Raw genomic sequence first — 12,807 nt, forward strand, 5'->3', positions numbered from 1 at the left:
ATAGTATTTTTTAATGATTCATTTTGTATGGTTCGTTTAAAGTACATACGAGAAGGAAATCATGAATGTATTAACATGACAGTAGATCCCCGACCATTTGACATCATCGCCAAAATTCATTAAGATGGCTTAGGTGATTCTGGTCACCAGGTACGAAACAAATTTGAAAATACGGGTGATTATGATGTCTTACAGACCGAATATTGTTAATTTCACGCTGGCTGGCAGCAATGAAAAAGAAGGGCTTTATGAGTTTAAAATGAGTTTGGCCGATGGTACGGAGTGCCGTGTTTTTTCTCAACGTAATCCGGAGTGGACTTTGACGAATATTAGTCGACTGCTAACGACACCTTGCCCGGTATGCCATAAGGATTTTATCTGCAAGTGTATGGATCAGTTTCATGAAGAGATTATAGGACAAATTAATGCCAAACAACTGTTCGAGAAAGCATTGAGCTAGTTTCCGAACTGGTAAAAGTCGATACATTTCTAAACAAGCGTCGGATGATTTCGGCGTTTTTTTGTTATATGTATTTTTGTTATATGCATAAAGTTGATTGCATTTAAGCTGTTGATTCCTTGGAGGTGAAAGTATTATGAAGCAGTCTGATCATTTGGAGCATTCAATTGTGTTGGTAGATGGGGTATGCCATTTTTGTCAGGGGGCGGCCCGCTTCATTATCAAGCGTGACCCTGAGGGAGTATTCCATTTTGGTTCCCTGCAATCCGAGGAAGGACAAAGGCTTTTGCGTGTAGGAGGACTATCTGCAGATCAACTGGATACGTTTGTATTGATTGAAGACGGTGTGTATTATACAAGGTCAAACGCGGCTTTGCGGATTGCCAGACATCTTCGTTTTCCATACCCGCTGGCCTATGCTTTCATTCTGATTCCCCGCTTTATGCGCGATGCCGTGTACAACGTGGTAGCACGTAACCGATACCGCTGGTTTGGCAAGGATGAAGAGGATCAGTGCCAGATCCCCCCACCAGAGATTCGGGAACGATTTTTTTAGGTATTCAGAATTTAAGATTCAGAGGGATCAGCTTTCCTTTTGGAGCGATGACCACGAATCAGCCATATCACAATCGCCACAATCAGTATCAAGCCGGCAATAGCTACATACACGATATGTCGTAGATTCGGTACATTGATGGATAATTTCAGCTCATTAGATTCCAATGGGGCAATATCCCAACGCAGTGTTTTTCCGTCTTCCGATACACTGTCCGCATTGCTGGCAGCGGGTTGGATCGGCAAGGACAGGCTAAAGTTAAGATCAAGCTGCCGCTCCAGTAATTTGCGCGCGAACACATTCATTTGCTGTAATTTGTCACTCAGTCCCTTAGCTTCTTCAGGAAGCATTCGTGGCAGATCAAGCTTCATCGTAAGATCATAATTTGTTGTGAAAAAATGTGGTGTTACAATGCGTTTTATTTCTAATCCCTCGGGCAGATTGACTTCCTGATTGGGATTTTTTTCGTTTGTGCTCCAATCTCCTTGATAATGCCCCTTGAATTGATAGCCCTTTCTCCCCTGTTCAGCTAGCGGCTGAACATCCACATTGTTGCTTTGAAAACGCTTGGCTAATCGATCCAGCAGTCCGGGATTGTCCAGCATCACCAGCGTCTGATTGTTCACACTGAACGATGCATCCATATCTATACTCCGATCGAGATGAACATCTACGTGGATATCCCCCCGAGCACATGAGGTAAGGATAGCCAGACAGCACAGCAGCGCAAAAACGCGCAGTATTTGCCGAATACGATGTTGCTGACGTCTATCCTGATCAGGGCTGTGTTCTGTTTGCTTCATGATTTACACCTTCTTTATATACGTTCTTTACTTTAACAAATGGATGTCTTCTATATATTACACATTCAGAGAGCCAAAATCGAACGATAAGACAGAAGAAATAAGATTTATATTCTAAAAATGTTTCCCAAGGTAAAAACTTTAGTGTATACTCTAAAAAATAGTTCTCATAAAAAATAATTGTCTCCAGGAAATAGTTTGTCCCAAATACGAATAGTCGAAGGAGGTTTTAAAGTATGAACAAGCAGTTTAAGAAGGATTTGCCGCGATGGGTAACGACGGTTGGAGTATTGTCACTAGTTTTGGTTCTCGCAACTGCATGTACTCAGGAGCAGAAGGAGCAGGGTACGGCGGTAGAGGCGGGACAAAAAATAAAGGCCACAACGACCATCGGCATGATTTCGGATATTGTCGGCAAGGTCGGTGGTGATCATGTGGAGGTTACGGGCATTATGAAATCAGGCGTTGACCCGCATTTGTACAAGGCTTCTCAGGGAGATATGCGCAAGCTGGATCAGGCCGACATTATTTTTTATAACGGGTTGCACTTGGAAGGAAAAATGCAGGACATTCTGGAGAAAATCGGCAAGCAAAAGCCCGTCATACCTGTCTCCAAAAACATCGCTCAGGATCAGCTGCGTGCAGGGAGCCCGGAAATGGGGTCCGAGCATGATCCACATATCTGGTTTAACGTGCAAAACTGGATGTCTGCGGTAGAAACCATCAGAGACGAATTGTCGGCGCTTGATGCTGCGCATGCAGAGGATTATAAGGCTAACGCAGAAGCTTATCTGGCTGAGCTGCGCAAGCTGGACGATTACACGAGGGAGGAGATTGCCAGCATACCGGAAGCCCAGCGCGTGCTTGTCACGGCACATGATGCCTTCGGCTATTTCGGAGATGCTTACAATATTCAAGTGAAAGGACTTCAAGGCATGAGTACAGAGTCAGAAGCGGGCTCCCAAGATGTGACCAGGCTGCGAGATTATCTGGTGGAAAATAAAATCAAAGCCGTATTTGTAGAAACCAGTGTTCCGAGAAAGGCCATAGATGCAGTAATTCAGGGAGCCGCTCAGCAAGGTCATACGATAAGGATTGGCGGTGAGCTGTATTCAGATGCCATGGGCAAAGAAGGTACAGAAGAAGGCACATACATTGGAATGGTCAAGCATAACGTCAATACGATGGTTAAAGCGCTTAAATAAAGGAGGCAAAACATATGGGGCATTCACCGCTTGTCGTTCGTGATTTATCTGTAGCTTATCAAAAAAAGCCCGTTCTGTTTGATGTTTCCTTCGAGGTGCCGGAAGGCAAGCTGATTGGTATTATTGGCCCGAACGGGGCTGGTAAATCTACACTGATTAAGGCAGCGCTTGGATTGATTCCAAAGCTCAAGGGTGAGGTGCTGGTCTACGGCAAGCCCTACAAGCAGCAACTGCTCAAGGTTGGCTATGTACCGCAGCGAGAGTCGGTGGATTGGGATTTTCCGACGAACGCGCTGGATGTGGTTATGATGGGACGGTATGGCAGACTGGGCTGGTTTAAACGACCGGGAGCCGCAGATCGTCAGGCAGCGATGGAGTGTCTGGACAAGGTAGGTATGAGCAAATTTGCAGACAGGCAGATTAGTCAGCTGTCAGGCGGGCAGCAGCAGCGTGTTTTTCTGGCCAGAGCACTCGCACAGGACGCTCAGCTTTATTTTATGGATGAACCGTTTGTTGGTGTGGACGCTGCGACCGAAAAAGCGATTATATCATTGCTCAACGATCTGAAACGGCAGGGGAAAACCGTACTTGTTGTTCATCATGATTTGTCTACGGTAACGGATTATTTTGACCAGGTCATGCTGTTGAACGGCCACCTGACGGCGTTTGGAGAGACGTCAAAGATTTTTACCGAGGAAAATCTGCAACGTACGTATGGTGGACGTCTGAGTATATTCAAAACAGGCCCGGATTCCGGCACCATACTCGGAGTGAGGTGAGGGGGATGACAAGTTTGGCTACGCTTTTGGCCGATCCGAATATGCAGTGGATTTTGCTGGGCTGCATTTTGCTCGGTTTAAGCAGCGGCGTGATTGGCAGCTTTATGTATTTGCGCAAGCAATCGCTTATGGGAGATGCCTTGGCACATGCAGCTTTGCCCGGGGTATGCGTGGCGTTTATGATTACGGGTACGAAATCCGTGTTTGGATTTATGATTGGCGCTGCCATTGCAGGCATTGCTGCGACCTTTGCCATTAGTGCGCTAATCCGGTATTCGCGAGTCAAAAGCGATTCGGCGATTGCGGCGGTGCTGTCTGTATTTTTTGGTTTCGGCATTATGCTGTTGACCGAAATTCAGCATAGTGGTGCGGGAAACCAAAGCGGATTGGATAAATTTTTATTTGGTCAGGCTGCGGCCATGGTATTGTCTGATGTTTATACGATGGCTGCAATTTCGGTGGTGCTGATCGGGGTATGCCTATTGTTCTTCAAGGAATTTAAGCTACTAAGCTTTGATCCCGGCTTTGCTCGCGGACTTGGTTTTCCAGCAGGGCTGCTGGATAAGCTGTTGATGCTGCTGATTGTCATTGCGGTGGTTGCCGGCATTCAGGCCGTGGGTGTCATTATGATGGCGGCCCTGCTGATTACCCCGGCGGTGTCAGCCAGATACTGGACAGAGAAGCTGGGGGTCATGGTGTGCCTATCAGGCCTGTTTGGCGCTATAGCGGGTCTTGGCGGAACACTCCTTAGCTCTCTGGGACAAAATCTCCCTACAGGACCGTTGTGCGTTCTGTGTGCGACGGTGGTGTTTGGTGTGAGCCTGATTTTTGCACCGCAGCGCGGAATGATTTCCAAGGCTATCGTTCGGTTGAACGCCAGAAATAGTCTGGAGAAGGCAGTCGGGACGCAGCCGGGAAAGGAGCGTGCCCTATGAGTTCATTATATGTGATCTTGACGGGAATGTTAGTGGCAGGGGGATGTAGCATTGTCGGCTGCTTCCTCGTGCTTCGGAAAATGGCTATGATCGGTGACGCAATCAGCCATGCGGTGCTGCCGGGGATTGTTATTGCTTTTTTAATCAGCGGGTCCAGGGATTCGGTATGGATGATGTTTGGTGCGGCCGTGCTGGGTCTTCTAACGGTGTATCTGATTCAGCTGTTCCAGCAAAGCGGTTTGCAAAGTGATGCCGCCATCGGTGTAGTGTTCACGACACTGTTTGCCATCGGTGTCTTGCTGGTCAGCGTGTTTGCTTCCAATGTCCATCTGGATATGGATCACGTGCTGTATGGGGAGATTGCATATGTGCCGTGGAATACGCTAGAGATTGCTGGCGTTGATGTTGGTCCAAGGGCTGTATGGATTACAGGCGTGATGTTTTTAATCAACTTGCTTGTGGTATGGGGCTTTTTCAAGCAATTTAAAATCACTTCCTTTGATCCCGCATTGGCAGCTTCATTGGGCATTCCGGTTGTTTTTTTTCATTATCTGCTGATGAGTCTCGTATCGCTTACAACGGTGGCGTCATTTGAGAGCGTGGGGGCCATTCTGGTGGTTGGAATGCTTGTTGTACCGCCACTTACGGCTTATCTGCTGACGGAGAAATTGTCCCACATGATCGTATATAGCGTCGGATTTGGAGCTATCAGTTCGGTCGCAGGCTTCTACACGGCAAGTATGCTGGATGCCTCTATTGCGGCATGTATGCTGTGTGTATCGGGAGTGTTGCTGCTTGTAGCTTTTCTCTTTTCTCCAACCCATGGTGTGGTTTGGCAAAAATGGCTTCAGCAGCGGGGGATGGTTGGCGAGGATAGCAAGTGATTCGATTCGCGGGAAGCATGATATACAAGTTTACCGAAAAAGCGTGCAAATGGGCAGAAAAAGCCTGAATCCACGCTTTTTTGCGTGTATACTGCCTTGTGCGGATTTTTTCGGAGAAAGCCGTGGGACTCGTCTTGAATTGTCTGGAACACGGGAGTACATTCATTACAGCCAGACAAGAACGGACACTGAGCTGTCGCGTTGCGGGGAGGAACAAAAGATGGAGAGCTTCAAACGCAAATCACCCGAGGAAATACTGGAATCCATTAGCAAACTGCACCGGGGCAGACTCAAAATTTATATCGGTGCAGTCAGCGGTTCGGGCAAAACGTATCATATGCTCCAGGAAGGGCAGTCACTTCAGCATGAAGGGATTGATGTTGTGATTTGCGCGGTCTCGACCATGCAGCGGCGTGAAACCGTGGAGCAGGTCGGCACGCTGGAGCGAGTGCCCAGTATTCATTGGATGCAGGACGGTGTGGAGCAAAAAGATTTGAATGTGGAAGCTCTAGTGGAACGCAATCCCGAGGTGGTGCTGGTAGATCATTTGGCACATCGTAACCGGGTAGGGGCCCGATTTCCAAGCCGGCTGGAGGATATTCAATATTTGCTGGAGCTGGGGATTAGCGTCATTACGACAGTCAATGTCTATGAACTTGAAGGGATTACGGAGTGGGTTTATCAGCTGACAGGAATTGAATCGGCATCCACGGTCCCGGTCGATACGCTGGAGCTGGCGGATGAAATCCGTCTGATTGATGTTACACCGGAGACGGTTTTGGAACGGCTGGCGAAAGGCTACATGCATGCACCCAATCCTGAAATGTTCCACCGGGGAAATCTGGGTAAGCTGCGCGAGCTGGCTCTGCGATTAGTGGCAGAGGATGTGAACGATTCGCTGGAACGGCATCGGGAGGAATTAGGCTTGCACGGGGCGTCAGGAGTGGCCGAGCGTATTTTGGTGCCTGTCCAATATCATTGGAACGGGTCTATTTATGTTCGCAGAGGAGAGCAGGTCGCCAAGCGGTTGGGTGGAGATATGCTGGTGGTTTCCTTTGTCAGCCCGAAGCACAAGCTGTCCAGGGAATCAGCGGCCTTTAAGCGCTCCATTGTGCAGCTGACTGACAAGATAGGATCGGCATTTGAAGAGATCCCGCTTTTGTCCCGCAGAAGGTTGCCTCGTCAGCTTATTCATTATGCGGTGGCGCATAATGTTACCCGGATCGTTATGGGACATTCTCGGCAGACCCGATGGCAGGAACTGGTTAGGGGATCGCTGGTGAACGGAATTTTAAAACGGATGAAAAATATGGACCTGCTGTTGATAGCGGATCGAGCCGAGCAGGAAGGTGAACGGATTTTGCCAACGATGAGACAGGAGGAAGGAGATAATGATCCCTATCATCGCTTGAGCGATGAGGAGGCACAGGCTGAGGCAGCCAAAATTCGGCGCGGCAAGCTCAAGGTATACATTGGTGCTGCACCAGGGGTCGGCAAAACATACACGATGCTGAGAGAGGGCAATGATTTGCTGGAGAGCGGAATTGATGTTGTGATCGGCTTGCTGGAGACACATGGAAGAGCGGAAACTTTGGCACAAGTGGGCTCTCTGGATATGATTTCCCGTCAGCCCATTGAGCGTCATGGTGTACATTTGGAAGAAATGGATACCGAATCCATTCTCAGACGCAATCCTGAGGTAGTGTTGATCGACGAGCTGGCACATACCAACGTTCCTGGCAGTCAGAGATCCAAGCGCTATGAGGATGTACTGACTATTTTGGATCAAGGTATCTCTGTCATATCCACAATGAATGTACAGCACCTGGAGAGCTTGAATGACGCGGTAGAACAAATTACCGGCATTCGGGTAAGAGAGACTGTTCCCGATCATATGATGCGTCTGGCCGATGAGGTACAGCTTGTGGATGTGGCCCCCAAATCGTTGCAGCAGCGTATGCGTGATGGCAAAATATACGATCCTGCCAAGGTGGAACAGGCGCTTAGCCACTTTTTTAAATTAGGTAATCTGATTGCGCTGCGTGAGCTGGCTCTGCGGGAATTGGCTGATGATGTGGATGAGCGGCTGGAATCGTGGGATCGTCATGGATCGCTTCGGGGACCGTGGCGCAGGAAGGAAGTGATCTTCGTAGGCGTCACGCTAAGCGAAAATGCTGAAAGGCTGATTCGCCGTGGTTTTCGTATTTCTTTTCGTCTGAAGGCCGTGTGGATTGTGACTTACGTTCATGTTGGTGAGCGTATACCCGAGAGGCTGAGCCCTCGTCTGGAACAGTTAAAAATGTTGACCCACCGATTGGGAGGAACCTTTGAAATTCGCTTTGTTTCCAGCCGGCGGGAGATTGCCGACATTCTGATTTCTCCGGTGGAAGGATATACGGGTACTCAGTTAATCGTGGGGCAATCGCCCCGAAATAAACGTTGGGGAAAGTTTGCGGTCGTCCCGAGAATTCTCCGTCAAGCGCGTCATATGGATGTTCTAATCGTGGCGGACTATGACCCGAATATCAAGCTGGAGGAAAACGATCAGATCACCCAATTCATTCGTAAATAGTCATATGTTAGTTTCCGGTTGTTCAATGCTTCCATAGTATATTCTATCTCAAAGAAATGGAGGCGAATTAAAAATGTTTAGACATTGTCATGTTCGTAAGCCAAGAAAACACGTTACTAAGAAGATTATTAAGGTGACTATCATTAAGTTTAAACCTAGAAAACATCATCGGTTTCATGAAGACTTTTTTGTGAAAAAACATCATCATCATCGGAAACATCGTCATCATCGTCATCATGAATGTCATCGTCATCACCACAAATTCTGGTAAGATAAAGGTAGTGGGAGGCGGGGATTATATCCCTGCCTTTTGCTCCTAATAGAATATGGAATCATATTTTCATAAAAAATACTTGCTCTAGAATAAGTGCTATGCTATTCTACCAATAAATAGTTTGCACGTGACGGAAGCACCGTTCACCAACCGTATGTATGTACGGCTTGATGAACGGTGCTTTTTTGCGTTGTTGTGTTGGAAAGGGGATGGGGATCATGATTCCGGTAAAAGTGGTGTTGGCTGTAGCAGGCCGGGAATATATTGAGCCGCTGCTGAATTATGTACACGGAAGCGAGTGCGCCAGAAGGCTGAGGATAACGGCATTTTCGCAGCCGGAAGCATTTCGTCAATACATGATCGAAACGAACGGAATGAAAAGACCGGATATCGTGGTGGGTGAAGCGGCTTTTTTGAGTCTGTGGACAGATCGGGAAGCTGCCGATATTCCTTGCTTGGCATTACATGAGGGTGAAGAAGTAAGCCAATACGGACAACCGTTATTGAAATACCAGCCTTTATCCGAGCTGGTAGGTTCTATTTTGGAAATGGCAAGACAGCGGTCGGGCAGTCGACAAAGTGTAAACAGTCGGGAAGGCGGAATCATTGTCGGCATGATGGCGGCTTCCGGCGGGTTGGGCAAGACAACAGCTGCGCTCAATATGTCCAAGCAGTTGGGGAATGAGGGGTATTCCGTATTTTATTTGAATCTGGAAACGGTGGATTCAAGCTCGTTGTTCACGGGTTCAGGCAGTTCTAACAGCACAGAAGGAGGAGGGCTGTCCAGGCTGCTATATGACCTCAAGGCGACGGAGAGTGACGGCATTCCCTTTTCCGTAGCTTCCTATTGTGTGCATCGCCCTGAAATTCAGGCCGATACTTTTCAGCCTGTCTATAATCGCAAGGAGCTAATAGACATGACCTGTGGTGAAGCGGTGCAGCTAATTCGGACGATTGCCGAGAGCGGACAGTATGATGTAGTGATCGTAGATAGCGAATCCGAAAATGGTGACCGGGCTCAAGCTGTGCTGGAAGCCAGTCATAAGCTGATCTGGCTGCTGGCTGACGATTTAATGAGCATGCATAAATGCGGTCTGTGGCTGGATGTTCTGGAGCTAACACAGCCCGAAGGGTTTGAAGCCATGCTGTCCAAAACGAGCTTTGTGGTGAACCGTTATATGGGAACGATGATTAACTCGTTACCTCGAGACTTCATGGACCTAAACGGAGCACTGCCGTATATTCCTTCATGGAAACAGATGCAGCATCGTGAATTGCTGCTTAGTTCACCGATTTATCAGCGGGAAATCCGCCATCTGTGTCGCGAGCTGCTGAATGTGGAGAGTGCAGCACAGTCGCCTGCCGTTTGGTCTTAAAAGGGGGGGAAGGGGCTGATGAGCATAAATGAGAAGCATTTTAAGGCACTGCGAGCGGATATCCGAAGCGGGCTGGATGTGACGTCTTCGGTAGACGATGCGGATTTGGTCCGGCATATTGAAAATCGAATTTTATATGATACAGAGCTGACAGGCTTAACTTCCCGAGAGAAGCATGCACTTGTCCGTAAAATTTTTCATTCGTTCCGTGGGCTGGATGTGCTCCAGCCATTGATCGATGACCCGACAGTTACGGAAATTATGATCAACAGTCACCGGGAAATTTTTGTGGAGCGGGCAGGTGAGGTGATTCAGGTGTCCGATCAATTTGAGTCCCGAGAGCGACTGGAGGATCTGATCCAGACAATTGTAGCCGGGGTGAACCGAATTGTGAATGAGGCTTCGCCGATTGTGGATGCCCGTCTAAAGGATGGATCACGCGTCAATATTGTGCTGCCGCCAGTCGCCCTCAAGGGGCCAACAATGACAATACGGAAGTTTCCCGAACGGCCCATGACGATGGAGGATTTGATACGAAGAGGCGCGTTGGATGAGGAAGCCGCCGCGATGCTCAAGGACCTGGTACGCAGCAAATACAATATTTTTATAAGCGGAGGAACAGGTTCCGGGAAAACAACCTTTCTGAATGCGTTATCCCAGTTTATCCCACCGTCCGAACGGATTATTACGATTGAAGACTCGGCAGAGCTGCAAATTGTGACCGTCCCTAACCTCGTTTCCATGGAAACACGGAACGCGAACACCGAGGGCAAGGGGGAAATTACGATTCGTGATCTGATTCGTTCCTCCTTGCGTATGCGACCCAACCGGATTGTAGTAGGTGAGGTCAGGGGGAGTGAAGCGTTGGATATGCTTCAAGCGATGAACACGGGACACGATGGAAGCTTGTCCACCGGCCACGCGAATAATATCCGTGACATGGTCAGCAGACTGGAGACGATGGTGCTCGGCGGGGCCGATCTTCCGCTGGGTCTAGTCCGGCAGCAGATCAGCTCGGCCATTGATATATTCGTGCATCTGTCACGGCTGCGTGACAAATCCAGACGGGTACTGGAAATTAGCGAAGTCATTGGCTTTGAAAATGGTCAGGTGACGCTTAATCCGCTCTATCGCTTTCAGGAGCGCGGAGAAAGTAGCGGGAGAATCATAGGGGCGCTGGAACGCTGTGGGGAAGGTCTGCATCATACGTTAAAGCTGCAAATGGCCGGAATAAAGCCGGAAAGCTGGCACAGGGGGGAAGCATCGGTATGAAGACAGGAAAAGTGGATGTGAAGCCGGAGCAAGCATCCCGTCAGGCCCCTTCTCTGCCTGATTATACGGTATATACATTAACGACAATGCAAAAAAATATGTGCATTTTCTTCAGTGGTGTGCTTTTCGCAATGATCGGCTATCTATTTTATCACCAATGGATTTTATCGTTGCTGTGTGCTGCCGGAGCTCTGGCAATGCCCCGTTATTTCAGGCAATTTTTGCTGCAACGACGCAGGTCTGCTCTGAGCATCCAGTTCAAACAGGCTTTATATTCACTCTCGTCTACTCTTTCGGCGGGGAGGTCGGTAGAGAATGGTTTTCGCGAGGCTGTGGAGGATTTGCGTTTGCTTAGTCCGGATGGAGATCACGAACTGATTTTTGAATTTAACATTATTACAGCCTGTCTCGAAATCGGACAGCCCGTGGAGACCGCTTTGCAGGATTTGGCCCGTCGGGCTCAGATGGAGGATATTACGAATTTTGCAGATGTATTTGCGGCCTGCAAGCGAACCGGAGGTGATCTGGTGGAGGTCGTACGACGAGCTTCAAGTGTCATAGGGGAGAAGCTGGAAATTCAACAAGAAATCAGTGTGATGATTGCGCAAAAACGTTTTGAATCAAGAGTTATGTTTGCTGCTCCTTTTTTGTTTGTACTGTTTATGACAATGACTGCAGGAGACTACATGATGCCATTATACAGCGGTACAGGGATGATTCTGTCCACCCTTTGTCTACTGGTGCTTGGGGGCTGTCTCGCGTGGATCAACCACATTATGAAGATTGAAGTATAAGGAGTGCTAGATATGGTGATGTTGGTTTGTCTGGTCATGCTGGTTCTGCAAGTGGGCGGTTGGGTGGTGCTGAACCGGATGCATGATGCTCAGTATGCACATTTTCGCTGTATGAAGCTGGAAGGACTGCGGCTGCACAGACTTTCGGTTCCTTTTGTACACCTAATTCATGTTTCGCGTGTCACTCATAGGCTGCCTGTGCTGATGTTCAAGCTCCAGCGTTCGGTGCAAAAGCTGTATGGTATACGGAACAGCGGAGAAAAAACGATGCTTTTTCTGGCAGAAATGCTCTGCTACGGATATATGATGGTTGCTGGTGGAGCTTTAATATCGCTGATCATGGGCGGAGATGCAACCGGGCTGGTGCTTGGTTTGGGACTGGGTGTTCTGGTTCCAGTCGCGCTGACCAAGGATTTGCATGGGAAAGTACAGCAACGGGATCAGCAAATTCTATTGGAATTGCCTGAACTGTTGAGTAAAATGATGCTTTTGGTTGGTGCAGGCGAGACGGTACAACGGGCATTGCTTCATTGTGTGGAGCGCAAAGGGGCGGATACGGTACATCCGTTGTATCGGGAACTGCGGCAGACCGTGGGGGAATGGGAAAGCGGATATTCTTTTCAACAGGCATTTGAGCATTTAAGCAAACGCTGCGGTATTCAGGAAGTGACGGTATTTACGACAACGGTATTGCTGAATATGAGACGTGGCGGAAGCGATTTTGTGATGGCGTTACGTGAGCTGTCCCAGACGTTATGGGGCAAGCGGACTTCGATTAGCCGGACAAGAGGAGAGCAGGCTTCATCTAAGCTGGTATTCCCGATGGCGCTGATTTTGCTGACGGTTATCGTGCTGGTGGGTGCTCCCGCTTTAATGATGATGAATATGTAGGAGGAA

12 protein-coding genes are annotated in these 12,807 nt (G+C 48.5%); 11 read left to right on the top strand and 1 reads right to left on the bottom strand.

Annotation, left to right across the window (positions count from 1 at the left end; translation table 11 throughout):
* The first annotated feature begins 133 nt into the window (after positions 1 to 133).
* The gene (locus WG8_RS06595; protein WP_043890846.1) at positions 134 to 460 is read left to right on the top strand and encodes a hypothetical protein; all 327 of its coding nucleotides are present in this window, start codon (positions 134 to 136) and stop codon (positions 458 to 460) included.
* Positions 461 to 596: 136 nt separating this feature from the next.
* Positions 597 to 1,016, top strand: a complete 420-nt coding sequence (locus WG8_RS06600; RefSeq protein ID WP_007429355.1) for a thiol-disulfide oxidoreductase DCC family protein — start codon at positions 597 to 599, stop codon at positions 1,014 to 1,016.
* Between the two features lie 11 nt (positions 1,017 to 1,027).
* On the opposite strand, the gene WG8_RS06605 is transcribed toward WG8_RS06600, so the two are convergent.
* Positions 1,028 to 1,819, bottom strand: coding sequence for a DUF3153 domain-containing protein (locus tag WG8_RS06605; protein ID WP_007429356.1), 792 nt, complete (start codon positions 1,817 to 1,819; stop codon positions 1,028 to 1,030).
* A gap of 236 nt (positions 1,820 to 2,055) precedes the next feature.
* On the opposite strand from WG8_RS06605, the gene WG8_RS06610 reads away from it, so the two are divergent.
* From WG8_RS06610 to WG8_RS06655, 9 genes are all read left to right on the top strand, one after another.
* Complete coding sequence (locus WG8_RS06610) at positions 2,056 to 3,024, top strand: metal ABC transporter solute-binding protein, Zn/Mn family (protein WP_007429357.1); 969 nt, start codon at positions 2,056 to 2,058, stop codon at positions 3,022 to 3,024.
* Between the two features lie 14 nt (positions 3,025 to 3,038).
* The gene (locus tag WG8_RS06615) at positions 3,039 to 3,803 is read left to right on the top strand and encodes a metal ABC transporter ATP-binding protein (RefSeq protein WP_007429358.1); all 765 of its coding nucleotides are present in this window, start codon (positions 3,039 to 3,041) and stop codon (positions 3,801 to 3,803) included.
* Positions 3,804 to 3,808: 5 nt separating this feature from the next.
* On the top strand, positions 3,809 to 4,738 hold the full coding sequence (locus WG8_RS06620) for a metal ABC transporter permease (protein WP_043890847.1): 930 nt from the start codon (positions 3,809 to 3,811) through the stop codon (positions 4,736 to 4,738).
* Positions 4,735 to 5,622: a metal ABC transporter permease gene (locus tag WG8_RS06625; protein ID WP_007429360.1), complete on the top strand. Its 888-nt coding sequence runs from the start codon at positions 4,735 to 4,737 to the stop codon at positions 5,620 to 5,622. Before WG8_RS06620 ends, WG8_RS06625 begins: the two co-directional genes overlap by 4 nt.
* Before the next feature lie 220 nt (positions 5,623 to 5,842).
* A complete protein-coding gene (locus tag WG8_RS06630) occupies positions 5,843 to 8,194 on the top strand; it encodes a histidine kinase (protein WP_007429361.1) in 2,352 nt (783 codons plus the stop codon).
* Between the two features lie 492 nt (positions 8,195 to 8,686).
* A complete protein-coding gene (locus tag WG8_RS06640; RefSeq protein ID WP_007429362.1) occupies positions 8,687 to 9,844 on the top strand; it encodes a hypothetical protein in 1,158 nt (385 codons plus the stop codon).
* Positions 9,845 to 9,868: 24 nt separating this feature from the next.
* On the top strand, positions 9,869 to 11,116 hold the full coding sequence (locus tag WG8_RS06645) for a CpaF family protein (RefSeq protein ID WP_043890910.1): 1,248 nt from the start codon (positions 9,869 to 9,871) through the stop codon (positions 11,114 to 11,116).
* Positions 11,113 to 11,910: a type II secretion system F family protein gene (locus tag WG8_RS06650; RefSeq protein WP_007429364.1), complete on the top strand. Its 798-nt coding sequence runs from the start codon at positions 11,113 to 11,115 to the stop codon at positions 11,908 to 11,910. Before WG8_RS06645 ends, WG8_RS06650 begins: the two co-directional genes overlap by 4 nt.
* Positions 11,911 to 11,922: 12 nt before the next feature.
* On the top strand, positions 11,923 to 12,801 hold the full coding sequence (locus WG8_RS06655) for a type II secretion system F family protein (protein ID WP_007429365.1): 879 nt from the start codon (positions 11,923 to 11,925) through the stop codon (positions 12,799 to 12,801).
* Positions 12,802 to 12,807 lie beyond the last annotated feature (6 nt).

This window comes from Paenibacillus sp. Aloe-11, assembly GCF_000245715.1.
Classification (GTDB): domain Bacteria; phylum Bacillota; class Bacilli; order Paenibacillales; family Paenibacillaceae; genus Paenibacillus; species Paenibacillus kribbensis.

What these genes read in the sequence shown, in the direction of transcription:
- WG8_RS06655 (WP_007429365.1), top strand. Translation starts at nt 11,923, where the DNA reads ATGGTGATGTTGGTTTGTCTGGTCATGCTGGTTCTGCAAGTGGGCGGT.
- WG8_RS06600 (WP_007429355.1), top strand. Translation starts at nt 597, where the DNA reads ATGAAGCAGTCTGATCATTTGGAGCATTCAATTGTGTTGGTAGATGGG.
- WG8_RS06620 (WP_043890847.1), top strand. Translation starts at nt 3,809, where the DNA reads ATGACAAGTTTGGCTACGCTTTTGGCCGATCCGAATATGCAGTGGATT.
- WG8_RS06630 (WP_007429361.1), top strand. Translation starts at nt 5,843, where the DNA reads ATGGAGAGCTTCAAACGCAAATCACCCGAGGAAATACTGGAATCCATT.
- WG8_RS06640 (WP_007429362.1), top strand. Translation starts at nt 8,687, where the DNA reads ATGATTCCGGTAAAAGTGGTGTTGGCTGTAGCAGGCCGGGAATATATT.
- WG8_RS06650 (WP_007429364.1), top strand. Translation starts at nt 11,113, where the DNA reads ATGAAGACAGGAAAAGTGGATGTGAAGCCGGAGCAAGCATCCCGTCAG.
- WG8_RS06610 (WP_007429357.1), top strand. Translation starts at nt 2,056, where the DNA reads ATGAACAAGCAGTTTAAGAAGGATTTGCCGCGATGGGTAACGACGGTT.
- WG8_RS06605 (WP_007429356.1), bottom strand. Translation starts at nt 1,819, where the DNA reads ATGAAGCAAACAGAACACAGCCCTGATCAGGATAGACGTCAGCAACAT.
- WG8_RS06615 (WP_007429358.1), top strand. Translation starts at nt 3,039, where the DNA reads ATGGGGCATTCACCGCTTGTCGTTCGTGATTTATCTGTAGCTTATCAA.
- WG8_RS06625 (WP_007429360.1), top strand. Translation starts at nt 4,735, where the DNA reads ATGAGTTCATTATATGTGATCTTGACGGGAATGTTAGTGGCAGGGGGA.